Genomic DNA, 16,630 nt, shown 5'->3' with positions numbered 1-16,630 from the left:
GCTCCCTCGCCACAACCGCATTCCTTGACGCAAATCCCCTGTGGGAGCGAGCTTGCTCGCGATGACGGTGTGTCAGTTAACATCAACGCTGGCTGATCCACCGCTATCGCGAGCAAGCTCGCTCCCACAAGGGGAGAGTGGTGGGGCTGCTTTGTGTGCTCGGCGCAATAGCCGCAAATCTGCGACAATCGCCCCCTTGCTCAAACCGACGACCCCTGCGTACCTGATGACTGACCAAGCCCCCGCTATCGACAAACTGCTGAAGAACCTCGATCACGCCATGCTCGCCGACCGTCACCGGTTGCGGCGGCAGTTGCTCGAGCTGCGCAAGAAACCCGACGAGGCCAAGCTGGCCCAGTGGGTGACGCGCATGCAGGCATCGTGCGACCAGGTGCTGGCGCGCAAGGCGAGCGTGCCGTCGATTCGCTACGACGACAATTTGCCGATCGCGGCCAAGCGCGACGAGATCAAAGAGGCGCTGCTCAAGCATCAGGTGTTGATCATCGCCGGCGAAACCGGCTCGGGTAAAACCACCCAGTTACCGAAAATCTGCCTGGAAATCGGTCGCGGCCAGCATGGCTTGATCGGCCACACCCAACCACGCCGGATCGCCGCCCGCAGCGTGGCGAGCCGGGTCGCCGAAGAGCTTGGCACGCCGTTGGGGGCGTTGGTGGGTTACCAGGTGCGCTTCGAGGACCAGAGCGATGCCAATACCCTGATCAAGCTGATGACCGACGGTATCCTACTGGCCGAGACCCAGAACGACCGCTACCTCGAACGCTACGACACGATCATCGTCGACGAGGCCCACGAACGCAGCCTCAACATCGATTTCCTGCTCGGCTACCTCAAGACCCTGTTGCCGCGCCGTCCGGACCTGAAGGTCATCATCACCTCGGCGACCATCGACCTGGAACGCTTCTCCAAGCACTTCGATGACGCGCCGATCGTCGAAGTCTCGGGCCGCACCTTCCCGGTGGAAACCTGGTATCGCCCGCTGACGCTGGAGCAGGACGAGGAGGGCAATCGGGTCGAGGACGACTTGACCGTCGACCAGGCGATCCTCGCCACCCTCGATGAAATTGCCGCCCATGAACGCAGCGAGCGGCGCAGCCCCGGTGATGTGCTGGTGTTCCTGCCGGGCGAGCGGGAGATTCGCGACGCGGCGGAGATGCTGCGCAAGGCCCAGCTCAAACACACCGAAATCCTGCCGTTGTACGCGCGACTGTCGCCGGCCGAACAACAGCGTATCTTCCAGTCCCACCCGGGCCGGCGCGTGGTGCTGGCGACCAACGTCGCCGAAACCTCGCTGACCGTGCCGGGCATCCGCTACGTGATCGACAGCGGCACCGCGCGCATCAGCCGCTACAGCTACCGCGCCAAGGTCCAGCGTCTACCCATCGAAGCCATTTCCCAGGCCAGCGCCAACCAGCGCAAGGGCCGCTGCGGACGGGTCGAGCCGGGGATTTGCGTGCGCTTGTACAGTGAAGAGGATTTCCTTGGCCGGCCGGAGTTTACCGATCCGGAGATCCTGCGCACCAACCTGGCGGCGGTGATCCTGCAGATGCTGCATCTGCGCCTCGGCGAGATCACTGACTTTCCGTTTATCGAGCCGCCGGATGGCAAGGCCATCAGCGACGGTTTCAACCTGCTGCAAGAGCTTTCGGCGGTGGACCGCAACAGCCAGCTGACGCCGTTGGGGCGCCAGTTGGCGCGCTTGCCGGTGGACCCGCGCATGGGCCGCATGTTGCTGGAAGCGGCGAAACTGGGCAGCCTCCAGGAAGTCCTGATCGTTGCCAGTGCCATGTCGATCCAGGATCCGCGCGAACGCCCGCCCGAGCGCCAGCAGGCCGCCGACCAGGCCCATGCGCAGTGGAAGGATGCGGATTCGGACTTCGCCGGGCTGGTCAATCTGTGGCGCGGCTTCGAAGAGCAGCGCCTGGCCTTGACCGCCAGCCCCCTGCGTAACTGGTGCCGCAAGAACTTCCTGAATTACTTGCGCCTGCGCGAATGGCGCGATTCCCATCGCCAGTTGAGCCTGATCTGCCGCGACATGCAGTTGAGCCTCAATAAGGAACCGGCCGATTATCCGAAACTGCACAAGGCGGTGCTCTCGGGCCTGTTGAGCCAGATCGGCCAGAAAACCGAGGACGGCGATTACCTCGGTGCGCGGCAGCGACGCTTCTGGGTCCATCCCTCGTCCGGGCTGGGCAAGAAGCGCCCGCAGTGGCTGATGACCGCCGAGCTGGTGGAAACCACCAAGTTGTATGCGCGCATGGTGGCGAAGATCGAACCGGACTGGATCGAACCGCTGGCCGGGCACCTGATCAAGAAAAACCACTTCGAACCCCATTGGGAGAAGAAGCGCGGGCAGGTGGTGGCTTACGAGCAGATCACCTTGTTCGGGCTGATCGTGGTCGGTCGCCGGCCGGTGCACTACGGGCCGGTGGACCCGGTGGTGTCCCGCGAACTGTTCATCCGCGAGGCGCTGGTGCGTGGCGAAATCCAGTCCCGGGCCAAGTGCCTGAGCGCCAACACCCGATTGCTCGAGCAGCTTGACGAACTCGAAGCCAAGGCCCGTCGCCGCGACATCCTGGCGGACGAGGAGACCCTCTTCGCCTTCTACGATGCACGCCTGCCCGCCGAGATCCACCAGACCGCGACGTTCGATAGCTGGTACCGGATCAACAGCCAGAAAGACCCGCAGTTGTTGATCATGCGCGAAGAAGACGTGCTCGCTCGCGAGGCCAGCGAGGTGACGGCCAATCTGTATCCCGACACCTTGCGCGTCGGCGACCTGACCTTGCCGTTGAGCTATCACTTCGAGCCCAACCACCCGCGCGATGGCGTGACGCTGCGGGTACCGGCGCCGCTGCTGCCGATGCTGCCGCCGGAGCGCCTGGAATGGCTGGTGCCGGGGATGATCGAAGCCAAATGCATCGCCCTGGTGCGCAACTTGCCCAAGGCCTTGCGCAAAAACTTCGTGCCGGTGCCGGACTTCGTCAAGGCGGCGCTGCAGCGCATCACGTTTGCCGAGGGCTCACTGCCGCAATCCCTGGGACGTGAGTTGCTACGCATGACCGGCGCACGGGTTAGCGACGAAGCCTGGGCGGAAGCGGCGCAGCAAGTGGAAAGCCATTTGCGCATGAACCTGGAAATCGTCGACGGCCAAGGCAAGTTCCTCGGTGAAGGCCGCGACCTGGCCGAGCTGACCGCGCGTTTTGCCGAAGCCAGCCAGGCGGCCCTGGCCGTGCCGCAAACGGCGAAGAACCAGGAACCGGTGGAAGCGAAAATCTTCGCGCCAGTGGCGGAAAAAACCCAGCAGAAGATCGCCGGGTTGTCGATGACGGTGTACCCGGCGCTGGTGGAAGAGGGCGGCGTGGTCAAGGAAGGGCGTTTCCCGACCCCGGCCGAAGCCGAGTTCCAGCATCGCCGCGCCTTGCAGCGGCTGCTCATGCAGCAACTGGCCGAAACGGCGAAATTCCTTCGCGGCAAGCTGCCGGGCCTGACCGAACTGGGCCTGCTGTATCGCGAACTTGGGCGCATCGACGGTCTGGTGGAAGACATCCTGCTGGCGAGCCTCGACAGTTGCGTCCTCGAAGGCGAGCCGAGCCTGCCACGCGACGGCGCCGCGCTGGCGGCCCTGGCCGAACGCAAGCGTGGCGGCTGGACCGAGCATGCCGAACGCCTGGCCAGGTTGACCCTGGATATCCTGAAACTCTGGCACGGCCTGCAAAAACGCTTCAAGGGCAAGATCGACCTGGCCCAGGCCGTGGCGCTGAACGACATCAAGCAGCAGCTCAGCCACCTGGTGTACCCGGGCTTTGTGCGTGAAACCCCGCATCAATGGCTCAAGGAGCTGCCGCGCTACCTCAAGGCTATCGAGCAACGCTTCGAGAAGCTCGGCAGCCAGGTGCAGAAGGACCGGGTCTGGAGCGGCGAGCTGTCCAACCTCTGGGCGCAATACCAGGCCCGCGCCAGCAAGCATGCCCAGGAAGGCAAGCGCGATCCGCAGCTGGAACTGTACCGCTGGTGGCTGGAGGAATACCGCGTATCGCTGTTCGCCCAGCAACTGGGCACCAAGGTGCCGATTTCCGACAAGCGCCTGAGCAAGCAATGGGGGTTGGTGGAGGCTTAGGGTCGGCGTACGACCTGTGGGAGCGAGCCCGCTCGCGAAGGCGGTGGTCCAGCCGGCATTGAAGGTGACTGACACTCCGCTTTCGTCGGATCGCCGCCCGGAGCAGGCTCGCTCCCACAGGGTTTTGTGTTGTAAGCAAGGGAGAATGGGCCAAACGCCAGCGTTTATGGCAAACTTCGCGCCTATAAATGCCGGTCCCGTGGTTTTGGCTTCAATGCCACGGGCGGATCGGAATAAAGCGATGCCAGGTCTGCTCCCACGGGATGGGAAAGACCCTTTGCGTGTTGGTACGTCGGTGCCAATACTTTCTGCCTGAACAGATCAGAGACACGACCATGCATAACGTCGTCATCAGCGGCACCGGCCTGTACACCCCAGCCAACAGCATCTCCAACGAAGAGCTGGTGCAGTCTTTCAATACCTATGTCGCGCAGTTCAACGCCGACAACGCCGACGCCATCGAGCGCGGCGAAGTCGAGGCATTGACCGAGTCCAATGCGGCCTTCATCGAAAAGGCTTCAGGCATCAAGAGTCGTTTCGTGATGGACAAGGACGGTATTCTCGATCCCAAGCGCATGACGCCGCGCCTGCCGGAGCGCTCCAACGAAGAATGGTCGGTGCTCTGCGAAATGGCCGTCGGCGCCGCGAAACAGGCGCTTGAGCGCGCCGGTCGCAGCGCCGCTGACATCGACGGCGTGATCGTTGCCTGTTCCAACCTGCAGCGTCCCTATCCGGCCATTGCCATCGAAGTCCAGGAAGCCCTGGGTATCGAAGGGTTCGGTTTCGACATGAATGTGGCCTGTTCTTCGGCGACCTTCGGCATCCAGGCCGCCGCCAACAGCGTACAGCTGGGCCAGGCCCGGGCGATCCTGATGGTCAACCCGGAAGTGTGCACCGGGCACTTGAATTTCCGTGATCGCGACAGCCATTTCATCTTCGGCGACGCAGCCACGGCGGTGATCATCGAGCGGGCGGACCAGGCGACATCGCCGTACCAGTTCGACGTGGTCAGCACCAAGCTGCTCACCAAGTTCTCCAACAACATCCGCAACAACTTCGGCTTCCTCAACCGCGCGGCGGAAGAGGGCATCGGCACGCGGGACAAACTGTTCGTCCAGGAAGGCCGTAAAGTGTTCCGCGATGTTTGCCCTATGGTCGCTGAATTGATTGGCGCTCATTTGCAGGAAAACCAGCTGAACGTCGGCGAAGTGAAGCGTTTCTGGCTGCATCAGGCCAACCTGAGCATGAACCAGCTGATCGTGCGCAAGCTGCTCGGGCGCGAAGCCAGCGAGGAAGAAGCCCCGGTGATTCTCGACCGCTACGCCAACACCAGCTCGGCGGGTTCGGTGATTTCCTTTCACCTGTACCAGGACGACCTGCCCAGCGGCTCGGTCGCGGTGCTCAGCTCGTTTGGCGCCGGCTACTCGATCGGCAGCGTGATCCTGCGCAAGCGCTGATCCGGACTGCTTGATTCGTGGCGAGGGAGCTTGCTCCCTCACCATGCAATAAACCTAACTTCATGTGGGAGCGAGCCTGCTCGCTCCCACAGGTTTTGCAGAAAATCTGTTATTCCCTTTCGAAGTAAAAAGTTCCGCTGTCATAAAATCTTTATGTGATAGCAACTCGCCTGACACAACCCATCGCCAAGATCCCCTCCCAACACCAGCGGGCCCAGTTCCGCGTGTTTTCTAACGCATAGACTACCAACTAGGGGAATTCTTCGATGATCCGTAAGCACTTCGCAGGTTTTGCCGCCAGCGCTCTGGCAATGGCAGTAACCGCCCAGGCTTTCGCCGGCACCGTAACCACCGACGGCGCCGATATCGTGGTCAAGACCAAGGGCGGCCTGGAGGTCGCTACCACTGACAAAGAGTTCAGCTTCAAGCTCGGCGGTCGTTTGCAGGCTGACTACAGCCAGTTTGACGGGATCTACACCGACAACGGCGACAAGGCTGATGCCGCTTACATCCGCCGCGGCTTCCTGGAGCTGTCCGGTGTGCTGTACACGGACTGGGCCTACACCATCAACTACGATTTCTCCCACAACAGCGGCGATTCCGACAACGGCTACTTCGACGAAGCGTCCCTGGCTTACAACGGCTTCAAGCCGGTGTCGATCAAGGTTGGTCGCTTCGACCCGGACTTCGGCCTGGAAAAAGCCACCAGCTCCAAGTGGGTGACCGCGCCTGAGCGTAACGCCGCCTACGACCTGATCGACTGGGCCAACGGCCACCAGAACGGCCTGGGCCTGCAAGCCTCCGGCGTCTTCGCCGACTCGTTCTACGCCTCGGCTGGCGTGTTCAGCAAAGACACCGACGACACCGACGGCAACAGCATCAAGCAGGCCAACGGTCGTTTCGTATTCGCTCCGATGCACGACGCCGGCAACGTGCTGCACTTCGGTGTGAACGTGGCCTCGCGTGACGTTTCGGACACTGCGTTCGACGCGCGTTATCGCTCCCGTCTGGGCATGCGTGGTGTCGAGACCCTGGGCGGCAACGATGCCGGTCCTAACGGCAACCGTCCGGTACTGGGTGGCGCGAATAACTCGCCGGCCGGCTCCTACGACACCGACACCGCTTTCGGCCTGGAAGCCGCGTTCGCCATGGGTCCTGCGTCGATCCAGGGTGAATACATCACCCGCAAGACCAAGGCTGACGACAGCGCCTTCGAAGACCTCAAGGGCCATGGTTTCTACGTGCAGGGCGCCTACACCCTCACCGGCGAGGCGCGCGGTTACAAAATCGGCAAATTCGATTCGATCAAGCCTGCCAACAAATCCATCGGCGCCTGGGAACTGTTCTATCGCTACGACAGCATGACCGTCGAAGACGACAACATCACCACCGCCACCGCGACCCGTGATGTGGGCGACGCCGAAGCCAAGGTGCACAACCTGGGCGTCAACTGGTACGCCAACGAAGCGGTGAAGATCTCTGCCGCTTACGTCAAGGCCAAGACCGACAACGTGACCAACGTCAACGGCGACGACGACGGCAAAGGTGTGGTCGTGCGTGCCCAGTACGTGTTCTAAATCGCTTTGACCTGATACACCGCTCCACTTTCATCCGTTACGCTCCTTTGAACCCCGCCTCTGGCGGGGTTTTTTTATGCCCGACCGGCCTGGATCGGCGATACTCGGGTAATCCGCCGCCTGGATATCGAGGAACCGCATGCCGCTTCACGTCCTGGACAACCTGTCCGCCATCGCGTCACCCGAGTGGGACGCGTTGGTGCCCGCCAATCAACCGTTCCTGCGCCACGCTTTTTTAAGCACCCTTGAAGACAGCGCCAGCCTGGGCGCGCATTCCGGCTGGCAGCCCGAGCACCTGTTGCACATGGAAGACGGACGGCTGCTGGCGGCCCTGCCCAGTTACCGCAAGTGGCATTCCTACGGCGAGTACGTGTTCGATCATGGTTGGGCCGACGCCTGTGCCCGGGCGGGCATCGACTATTACCCCAAGCTGTTGACAGCGGTGCCGTTCAGTCCGGTCAGCGGGCCGCGGCTGCTGGCGGCGTCAGTGGAGGACGGTCTGGAATTGCTCGGCAGCCTGCCGGGTTATCTGGAAATCGAAGGGCTTTCCAGCGCTCACATCAACTTCACCGATGCCTTTACCGATGCGGCGCTTACCGGTCAGGACGGTTGGCTGCAGCGGATCGGTTGCCAGTACCACTGGCAGAATCGCGGCTATCGGGACTTCCAGGATTTCCTTGATGCGCTCAGTTCCCGCAAGCGCAAGCAGATGCGCAAGGAGCGCGAGCAAGTGGCAGGGCAGGGCATCGAGTTCGAGTGGCTCGAAGGCCATCAACTGGACGAGGCGCAATGGGATTTTGTCTACGCCTGTTACGCCAATACCTATGCGGTGCGTCGGCAAGCACCTTATCTGACCCGGACATTCTTCAGCCTGCTGGCCGAGCGCATGCCCGAGGCCATTCGCGTGGTGCTGGCCAAGCAAGGTTCGCGGCCGGTGGCGATGGCATTCAGCCTGGTCGGTGGCGACAGTTTTTACGGCCGTTACTGGGGCTGCCTCGCGGAGTTCGATCGCCTGCACTTCGAGACGTGTTTCTACCAGGGCATGGACTATGCGATCGCCAACGGTCTGCAGCGCTTTGACGCCGGAGCCCAGGGCGAGCACAAATTGATTCGCGGGTTCGAGCCGGTGATTACCCGCTCGTGGCATTACTTGCGCCATCCGGGCCTGAAGGCGGCGGTGGCGGATTTTCTCCTGCGTGAGCATGAGGGCGTGCTGGCGTATGCCGAAGAGGCCAGGACAGCATTGCCGTATCGGCAGTGCTGAGAATGTTATGAAACCCCGTGGCGAGGGAGCTTGCTCCCGCTGGGCTGCGCAGCAGCCCCAAAAAATCTGAATCCAACCATGAAGCTGGACCGGGCCCCAAGGGGGGCGCTGCGCACCCCAGCGGGAGCAAGCTCCCTCGCCACGGGTTTTGTGCGGACTCCGGAGTCAATCAATCCCGACAAATCCACCCGTCTGATGCTGCCAGAGCCGCGCATACAGCCCGCCATGGGCCAACAGCTCGGCATGACTGCCGGTCTCGGCGATGTGGCCGTTTTCCAGTACTACCAGTCGGTCCATCCGGGCGATCGTCGAGAGGCGGTGGGCGATGGCGATCACGGTCTTGCCTTGCATCAGCGTCTCGAGACTTTCCTGGATCGCCGCTTCGACTTCCGAATCCAGCGCGGAGGTCGCTTCGTCCATGATCAGGATCGGCGCATCCTTGAGCAATACCCGGGCGATGGCGATGCGTTGGCGCTGGCCACCGGAGAGCTTCACGCCGCGCTCACCGACGTGCGCATCGAAACCGCTGCGGCCTTCGGCGTCCGACAGCAACGGGATGAACTGATCGGCACGAGCCTTGTGCACCGCTTCCCAGAGTTGCGCGTCGGTGGCGTCGGGCTTGCCGTAAAGCAGGTTGTCGCGGATCGAGCGGTGCAGCAGCGAGGTGTCCTGGGTGATCATGCCGATGCGTTCGCGCAGGCTTTCCTGCCCGACATGGGCAATGTCCTGGCCGTCGATGAGGATGCGTCCGCCCTGCACGTCATAGAGGCGTAGCAGCAGGTTCACCAGTGTCGATTTACCCGCGCCGGACGGCCCGATCAGGCCGATTTTCTCGCCGGGCCTGATGGTCAGGTTCAGGTCGCTGATCACGCCGCTTTTCTTGCCATAGTGGAAATCGACATGCTCGAAACGCACCTCGCCACGGGCCACCGCGAGCGGCTTGGCCTGCTCGCGGTCGGTGACGCTGACCGGCTGGGAGATGGACTGCAAGCCGTCCTGGACCATGCCGATGTTTTCGAAAATGCCGGTGACCACCCACATGATCCAGCCGGACATGTTGACGATGCGGATCACCAGGCCGGTGGCCAGGGCAATGGCGCCGACGCTGATGAGCGATTGCGTCCACAGCCACAGCGCCAGGGCCGTGGTGCCGACGATCAGCAGCCCGTTCATGCTGGTGATGACCACGTCCATGCTCGTCACCACGCGTCCGGCCAACTGGGCTTTCTCGGTCTGTTCCTCGATGGCTTCGCGAGCGTATTGCTGTTCGAAGTTGGTGTGGGCGAACAGCTTCAGGGTGGTGATGTTGGTGTAGCCGTCGACGATCCGGCCCATGAGCTTGGAGCGCGCATCGGAGGACACCACGGAGCGTTCCTTGACCCGTGGCACGAAGTAGCAGAGCGCGCCGATGTAGGCGGCGATCCAGGCCAGCAGCGGGATCATCAGGCGCCAGTCGGCTTCGGCGAACAGCACCAGTGAGCTGATGGCGTAGATCAGCACGTGCCACAACGCATCCACGGCCTGTACCGCCGAGTCGCGCAGGGAGTTGCCGGTCTGCATGATGCGCTGGGCGATGCGCCCGGCGAAGTCGTTCTGGAAGAAGTTCAGGCTCTGTTTGAGCACGTAGCTGTGGTTTTGCCAGCGGATCAGGCTGGTCATGCTCGGGCTCAGGGTCTGGTGCACCAGCAGGTCATGCAGGGCCACGAAGATCGGCCGGAACACCAGCGCGACCACCGCCATCCAGGCCAGTTCGAGGCCGTGCAGCTTGAAGAAGTCGGTGTTGGGCGTGGCCTGGGTCAGGTCGATGATGCGGCTCAGGTAGCTGAACAGCGCCACTTCGATCAGCGCGCCGATCAGGCCGACCACCAGCAGTGCGGCGAAGCTGGGCCAGACCTGTTTCAGGTAATACGTGTAGAAGGGCAGGACGCGGTTCGGCGGGGCCGAGGTCGGGGCGTCGCGGAAGATGTCGATCAGTTTTTCAAAACGGCGGTAAACCATGGGGTACATAGCCCGGGCGGGGGCTCTCCTTTTTTGCGGTGGGCGGCGCGGGGTAGCCGGCGCCGCTCAGGCTTGCCCTGTGGGTTCAGTCGATGCGCTTGGCCGACTTGATGATCACAGGATCGACCGGCACGTTTTGCATGCCTGATTTGGTGGTGGTCTGGGAGTTGACGATGATGTCCACCACGTCCATGCCCTTGACCACCTTGGCGAATACCGCGTAGCCGGCGTCGCGGCCCGGGTCGAGGAAGGCGTTGTCGGCCACGTTGATGAAGAACTGGCTGGTGGCCGAATCCGGGTTGGATGTACGGGCCATCGACAAGGTGCCGCGAACGTTATGCAGGCCATTGCTGGCTTCGTTCTTGATCGGTGGCTTGGTGTCTTTCTGCTGCATCTGCTGGGTGAAACCGCCGCCCTGAGCCATGAAGCCCGGAATGACGCGATGGAAAATCGTGTTGTTGTAGAAGCCGCTGTCCACGTACTCAAGGAAATTCTTGGTACTGATGGGCGCCTTGACCGGGTCCAGTTCGATTTCGATCTGGCCGTTGGTGGTGTCCAGCAGGACGTGTGGCGCCTTGGCCGGCGTGGCGGCCATCAGGTTGGCAGCAAACAGTACGGTGCCGGCGGCGAGGGCGATTTTTTTCAGCATGGGTTCAGTGATCCTGGGTAGTGAAGTCGGTTGCGGTCAAGAATTCGAGCAGGGTCTGGTTGAAGCGTTCGGGTTGATCCAGGGGCGTAGCGTGCCGTGAATCGGCGATGACCGCCAGTCGTGCGTCAGGCAGCAGTTTTACATAGGCCTCTTTCAGCGCCACCGGGGTGTAGTCGTGGTCGGCGCAGATAATGAGGGTTGGACAGGCAATTTGCGCCAGGCGTTCCTGCACGCCCCAGCCGACAATGGCGTCGAAACTGGCGAGATAGGCACGTTTGTCGTTCTCTGCCCAACGCCGGGCCATCTCCAGGCGCAGTTCGGTTTGTTCGGGCTTGGGGAACAACTTCTCGCCGAGGGCCTTGCCGATGGTTTCCAGGCTCAGCAGGCGCATCAGGCTCCAGCGCTTGAACCATTGCCAGCAATCGTCGGGCGTACGGACTTTGACTTCAGGGGCACTGTTGACGATGCACAGGCTCCTGACCCGTGCGGGTTGGTCCACGGCCAGCTGGAAACAGATCATGCCGCCCATGGACCAGCCCACCAGGTGCACCGGGCCGAGATCGAGGTGCTCGATCAGGGCATCCAGATCGGCGCTGAAGCCCGCGATGCTGTAGTGCTCGCGCGGCTTGTCGGAGCGGCCGTGGCCGCGCACATCCATCACGATCAGGCGGTAGTGGCGCGACAACACGGGAATCTGCTTTTCCCAGTCGCGCGTGCTGGAGCCCAACCCGTGGACCAGCACCAACGGTGCGCCGTGGCCATATTCCTCATAGTGCAGGTTGCAACCTTCATGTTCGAAAAAGGCCATCGGCGAGATCCTTGTCAGGCTTGTTCAGGGGCAGCGAACGGCGCATCCAGCGGCGCGGTATCGAAGGTGCGCAGCAGCTCGATGAGAATCTGCGTGGCCGGTCCCAGGGGCTTTTCCTTGTTCGAATACAGATAGAAGCTCGGGTTGCGGCTGGCGCCCTGATCCAAGGGTAGACGTTTGAGCGTGCCCTCCCTGAGTTCTCGCTCGATCATGTGCCGGGGCAGCCAGGCAAAGCCCAGGCCGCTGCCGACGAACGTCGCGGCGGTGGCCAGGCTCCCCACGGTCCAGCGCTGTTCGGCGCCGAGCCAGCCGACATCGCGGGGCTGCTGGCGGCCGGAGTCGCGGATCACCACTTGCAACTGGCTCTCCAGGTCCTGGAACGTCAGCTCGCGGTTGAGTCGGTGCAGGGCGTGCTCGGGATGGGCCACCGCGACGAATTCGACATCGCTCAGTTCCGCGCCCAGGTAACCGGGAATGCTGAAGCCGCTGATGGCGAGGTCGGCGACGCCTTCGAGCAGTACCTCTTCGACACCGGACAAGACTTCTTCGCGCAGCCTTACCCGGCAGCCCCGACTCTGCGGCATGAATGCGGTCAGGGCGCGGACGAGGCGGGCAGTGGGGTAGGCCGCGTCGACCACCAGGCGCACTTCAGCTTCCCAACCCTGCTCCATGTGGTGGGCCAGGTCTTCCAGCTGGCTGGCCTGTTTCACCAGTTGCCGGGAACGGCGCAGCAGCACGCCGCCGGCTTCGGTCAGCACGGCCTTGCGTCCGTCGATACGCAGCAACGGCACGCCGAGCTGATCCTGCATGCGGGCCACGGTGTAGCTCACCGATGATTGAGAGCGGTGCAGTACTTCGGCGGCCTGGGCGAAACCACCATGGTCCACCACCGCCTGCAACGTTCGCCATTGATCAAGGGTCACGCGGGGCGCTTTCATATTGAGCTCCTCTTGTCCTAAGCTGGCGGTCCCCTCGTGGAGACTGCCGAATGAAAAAAATCTGTTGTGCGCTGCTGGCCCTGCTGCCGCTGAGTGCCTTTGCCTACCCGATCGACGTGGAAAAACACCTCAACGGCTTGAGCATCGACTACACCGCCTACGACACCGATGCCGACATCGGCTCGATCCAGGTCAACAACTACGGCAGCACCGACGCGGCGTGCAGCGTGGTGTTTCGCAACGGCCCCGAAGCGCCGCGAACCCGCAAGATCGAAGTCGCCGCCGGCAAGTTCAAGAACGCCACCGCCAAGTTCAACCGCAACATCATCAAGCTGCGCATCGAGCTGACCTGCAAGCCGAAATAACCAGCGGCGGGGCAGCGTCACAAGGCGTGCTCCGCTTATAAACGAAATAATCGATGTTTTGCAGCAATTATTTGCGCTTTTTCATCGATATGATCGCACTTAACCTTCACTCCATCGACTTACAACATTCTCAGATGGAGCCTACAAGCCATGTCCCGCGTTCTGATCATCGAAAGCAGTGCCCGCCAACAAGACTCGGTTTCCCGTCAACTGACCCAGACCTTCATCAGCCAGTGGAAAGCCGCGCATCCGGCCGATGAGATCAGCGTTCGCGACCTGGCAGTCAACCCTGTTCCGCACCTGGACGCCCATCTGCTGGGGGGCTGGATGAAACCGACCGAGCAGCGCAACGACCTCGAGAACGCCTCCCTGGAGCGCTCCAACCAGCTGACCGATGAGCTGCTCGCCGCCGATGTTCTGGTGATGGCCGCGCCGATGTACAACTTCGCCATCCCGAGCACCTTGAAAGCCTGGCTCGACCACGTGCTGCGCGCCGGCGTGACCTTCAAGTACACCCCCACCGGTCCCCAGGGGCTATTGACCGGCAAGCGCGCTTTCGTGCTCACCGCCCGCGGCGGCATTCATGCCGGTGGCAGCACCGATCACCAGGAACCGTACCTGCGCCAAGTCATGGGCTTCATCGGTATCCACGACGTGACCTTCATCCATGCCGAAGGCATGAACCTGGGCGGCGACTTCCAGGAGAAGGGCCTGAACCAGGCCAACGCCAAGCTATCCCAAGTGGCCTGAGCGTTAATCCTCGGGTAATCGCCAGGTGTTCTAGTGACTTGGCGCTTCCCTTCAAACCGTTTTGCGCATCGAACCTCCCTTGGCACTTATTGCTCCTGAGTGCAGCCGCCCGATTGAACGCTGAAGCGAGATCGGGCTTTTTTTTGCCTGCGATCTGGTGACCGCTACACATCCCCTGTGGGAGCGAGCCTGCTCGCGAAGACATCCTGTCAGTCAATACATCTGTTGCCTGATACTCCGCTTTCGCGAGCAGGCTCGCTCCCACAGGGTTCCCGGTGTTGGGGTAACTCGCGACAATTTCGAAAAACCGCTATCTTCGCCGCCATTCGAAACGAGGGGCGGTATGGGCTATCTACTTTTTGTGACCTTGATCCAGGCGTTGTCCTTCAGCCTGATCGGCGAATACCTGGCCGGGCATGTCGACAGTTATTTCGCGGTGCTGGTGCGCGTCGTGCTGGCGGGGCTGGTGTTCATTCCACTGACCCGCTGGCGCCAGGTTGAGCCGTCGTTCATGCGCGGCATGCTGTTGATCGGCGCCCTGCAGTTCGGCGTGACCTACGTTTGCCTTTACCTGAGTTTCCGCGTACTGACGGTGCCCGAAGTGCTGCTGTTCACCATCCTCACGCCCCTGCACGTGACCTTGATCGAAGATGCACTCAATCGGCGTTTCAACCCTTGGGCCTTGATTGCGGCGCTGGTGGCGGTGGCCGGCGCGGCGGTGATTCGTTATGACCGGATCAACCCGGATTTCTTCATGGGCTTTTTGCTGCTGCAACTGGCGAACTTCACCTACGCGGCCGGGCAAGTGTTGTACAAGCACCTGGTGGCACGGCACCCGAGCGACCTGCCGCACTATCGGCGTTTCGGCTATTTCTACCTCGGCGCGCTGATGGTCGCGCTGCCGGCCTTCCTGCTGTTCGGCAAGGCCGATTTCTGGCCTGAAGCGCCGTTGCAATGGGGCGTGCTGGTATTCCTCGGCCTGGTCTCCACCGCGCTGGGGCTGTATTGGTGGAACAAGGGCGCGTGCCTGGTGAACGGCGGGACATTGGCGGTAATGAACAACCTGCACGTGCCGGTGGGGTTGCTGGTGAACCTGCTGATCTGGAACCAGCATGAGGCGTTGGGTCGGTTGCTGCTGGGTGGGTCGGTGATACTCGCGGCGGTGTGGATCAGTCGGTTGGGGATACGCCAGCCTCAGCCTTCACATTGACCCTTCACCCTGAACCCTGTGGGAGCGAGCTTGCTCGCGATGGCGCACTATCAGTCAACATCTATGTTTCTGATGCACCGCTATCGCGAGCAAGCTCGCTCCCACAGGGGAATCGGGTTGGCTTCAGACCACCTGCTTTTCCGGTTCCGGAATATGGCTTGCCCCCAACACCGCCGGCAGCAATCCGGCCCGCAGGTCCGTACCGCTCGGCTGTTGGTACAAGCCCAGCCCGAACTCTGGCATCACCGCCAGCAGGTAATCGAAGATATCCCCCTGGATGCGCTCGTAGTCGGCCCACACGGTGGTGCCGGTGAAGCAGTAGATTTCCAGCGGGATACCCTGGGCAGTGGTCTGCAGCTGGCGGACCATGCAGGTCATGTTCGGTTGGATCTCCGGGTGGCTTTTCAGATAGGCCAGGGCATAGGCGCGGAAAGTGCCCAGGTTGGTCATCCGCCGGCGGTTGGCCGACATCGCCGCGACGTTGCCCTGGGCTTCGTTCCAGGCCTTGAGCTCGGCCTGCTTGCGGCCGATGTAGTCGGTCAGCAGGCGCACCTGGGTCAGGCGCTGTTCCTCCTCGTCGTGGAGGAAGCGCACGCCGCTGGCATCGATGAACAGGCTGCGCTTGATCCGCCGTCCGCCGGATTGCTGCATGCCGCGCCAGTTCTTGAACGATTCGGACATCAGGCGCCAGGTGGGGATCGAGACGATGGTCTTGTCGAAATTCTGCACCTTCACCGTGTGCAACGTGATGTCCACCACATCACCGTCGGCGCCGACCTGGGGCATTTCGATCCAGTCGCCGACCCGCAGCATGTCGTTGCTGGTCAACTGCACGCTGGCGACAAACGACAGCAGCGTGTCTTTGTAGACCAGGAGGATCACCGCCGACATCGCACCCAGGCCCGACAGCAGCAACAGCGGCGAGCGGTCGATCAGCGTGGCGACGATGATGATCGCGCCGAACACGTAGAGGACCATTTTTGTCAGCTGCACGTAGCCCTTGATCGAGCGGGTGCGGGCGTGTTCGGTGCGCGCATAGACGTCCAGCAGCGCACTGAGCAGGGCACTGACGGCCAGCAGCATGAACAGGATGGTGAAGGCCAGCGCGACATTGCCGAGGAAGACCATGCTGGTCTTGCTCAGCCCCGGCACCAGGTGCAGGCCGAACTGGATGATCAGCGACGGCGTCGTCTGCGCCAAGCGATGGAAGACTTTGTTCTGGCGCAGGTCGTTGACCCAGTGTAGGGCCGGTTGGCGGCCGATCAGCTTGGCGCCGTGCAGGATCAGGTAACGCGCCACGCGTCCGAGCACCAGCGCGATCGCCAGCAGCAGGGCCAGGGCGAGGCCGGAATGCAGGAGCGGGTGCTGATCCAGGGCCCCCCAGAAATCCTGAAGGTTGAGCCAGAATTGTTTGATATCCATGGACGAGACGGTCTTCTAATGAGCGCGATGGGCGAATTAGAGCATTTAAGCGTG

General features: G+C 62.2%; 12 protein-coding genes. 7 read left to right on the top strand and 5 right to left on the bottom strand.

Annotation, left to right across the window (positions count from 1 at the left end):
* The first annotated feature begins 226 nt into the window (after positions 1-226).
* From hrpA to J3P96_RS20910, 4 genes are all read left to right on the top strand, one after another.
* A complete protein-coding gene (hrpA, locus tag J3P96_RS20925; RefSeq protein ID WP_434653315.1) occupies positions 227-4,138 on the top strand; it encodes an ATP-dependent RNA helicase HrpA in 3,912 nt (1,303 codons plus the stop codon).
* Between the two features lie 335 nt (positions 4,139-4,473).
* A complete protein-coding gene (locus tag J3P96_RS20920) occupies positions 4,474-5,595 on the top strand; it encodes a beta-ketoacyl-ACP synthase III (protein WP_434603076.1) in 1,122 nt (373 codons plus the stop codon).
* Positions 5,596-5,861: 266 nt separating this feature from the next.
* The gene (locus J3P96_RS20915; RefSeq protein ID WP_305496166.1) at positions 5,862-7,172 is read left to right on the top strand and encodes an OprO/OprP family phosphate-selective porin; all 1,311 of its coding nucleotides are present in this window, start codon (positions 5,862-5,864) and stop codon (positions 7,170-7,172) included.
* A 139-nt stretch (positions 7,173-7,311) separates the two neighbouring features.
* On the top strand, positions 7,312-8,436 hold the full coding sequence (locus tag J3P96_RS20910) for a GNAT family N-acetyltransferase (RefSeq protein ID WP_434653313.1): 1,125 nt from the start codon (positions 7,312-7,314) through the stop codon (positions 8,434-8,436).
* Between the two features lie 165 nt (positions 8,437-8,601).
* On the opposite strand, the gene J3P96_RS20905 is transcribed toward J3P96_RS20910, so the two are convergent.
* The 4 genes from J3P96_RS20905 to J3P96_RS20890 all read right to left on the bottom strand — a co-directional run bounded on the left by J3P96_RS20905 (position 8,602) and on the right by J3P96_RS20890 (position 12,829).
* Entirely contained in the window at positions 8,602-10,434 is a 1,833-nt protein-coding gene (locus J3P96_RS20905; protein WP_434569451.1) for an ABC transporter ATP-binding protein, read from the bottom strand.
* Positions 10,435-10,519: 85 nt separating this feature from the next.
* Positions 10,520-11,083: a peptidylprolyl isomerase gene (locus J3P96_RS20900; protein ID WP_434625368.1), complete on the bottom strand. Its 564-nt coding sequence runs from the start codon at positions 11,081-11,083 to the stop codon at positions 10,520-10,522.
* A 4-nt stretch (positions 11,084-11,087) separates the two neighbouring features.
* A complete protein-coding gene (locus J3P96_RS20895; RefSeq protein WP_434653311.1) occupies positions 11,088-11,891 on the bottom strand; it encodes an alpha/beta fold hydrolase in 804 nt (267 codons plus the stop codon).
* Positions 11,892-11,905: 14 nt separating this feature from the next.
* Complete coding sequence (locus tag J3P96_RS20890; protein WP_305496160.1) at positions 11,906-12,829, bottom strand: LysR family transcriptional regulator; 924 nt, start codon at positions 12,827-12,829, stop codon at positions 11,906-11,908.
* 50 nt (positions 12,830-12,879) lie between these two features.
* Here J3P96_RS20890 and J3P96_RS20885 point away from each other — a divergent pair, with 50 nt between their 5' ends.
* The 3 genes from J3P96_RS20885 to J3P96_RS20875 all read left to right on the top strand — a co-directional run bounded on the left by J3P96_RS20885 (position 12,880) and on the right by J3P96_RS20875 (position 15,154).
* Entirely contained in the window at positions 12,880-13,194 is a 315-nt protein-coding gene (locus J3P96_RS20885; protein ID WP_305496159.1) for a 3-phosphoglycerate kinase, read from the top strand.
* A 150-nt stretch (positions 13,195-13,344) separates the two neighbouring features.
* Positions 13,345-13,944 (top strand): FMN-dependent NADH-azoreductase, encoded by a 600-nt coding sequence (locus J3P96_RS20880; protein ID WP_434625363.1) that lies wholly within the window; start codon positions 13,345-13,347, stop codon positions 13,942-13,944.
* Positions 13,945-14,287: 343 nt separating this feature from the next.
* The gene (locus J3P96_RS20875) at positions 14,288-15,154 is read left to right on the top strand and encodes a carboxylate/amino acid/amine transporter (RefSeq protein WP_434653309.1); all 867 of its coding nucleotides are present in this window, start codon (positions 14,288-14,290) and stop codon (positions 15,152-15,154) included.
* 123 nt (positions 15,155-15,277) lie between these two features.
* Here the strand turns inward: J3P96_RS20875 and J3P96_RS20870 are convergent, their stop codons facing one another.
* A complete protein-coding gene (locus J3P96_RS20870) occupies positions 15,278-16,576 on the bottom strand; it encodes a mechanosensitive ion channel family protein (protein WP_434653307.1) in 1,299 nt (432 codons plus the stop codon).
* Between the last annotated feature and the right edge of the window lie 54 nt (positions 16,577-16,630).

Source organism: Pseudomonas sp. R3-56, assembly GCF_051132075.1.
GTDB lineage: Bacteria > Pseudomonadota > Gammaproteobacteria > Pseudomonadales > Pseudomonadaceae > Aquipseudomonas.
The sequence above is the reverse complement of the archived record's forward strand: the minus strand, read 5'-3'. Positions and strand labels throughout refer to the sequence as shown.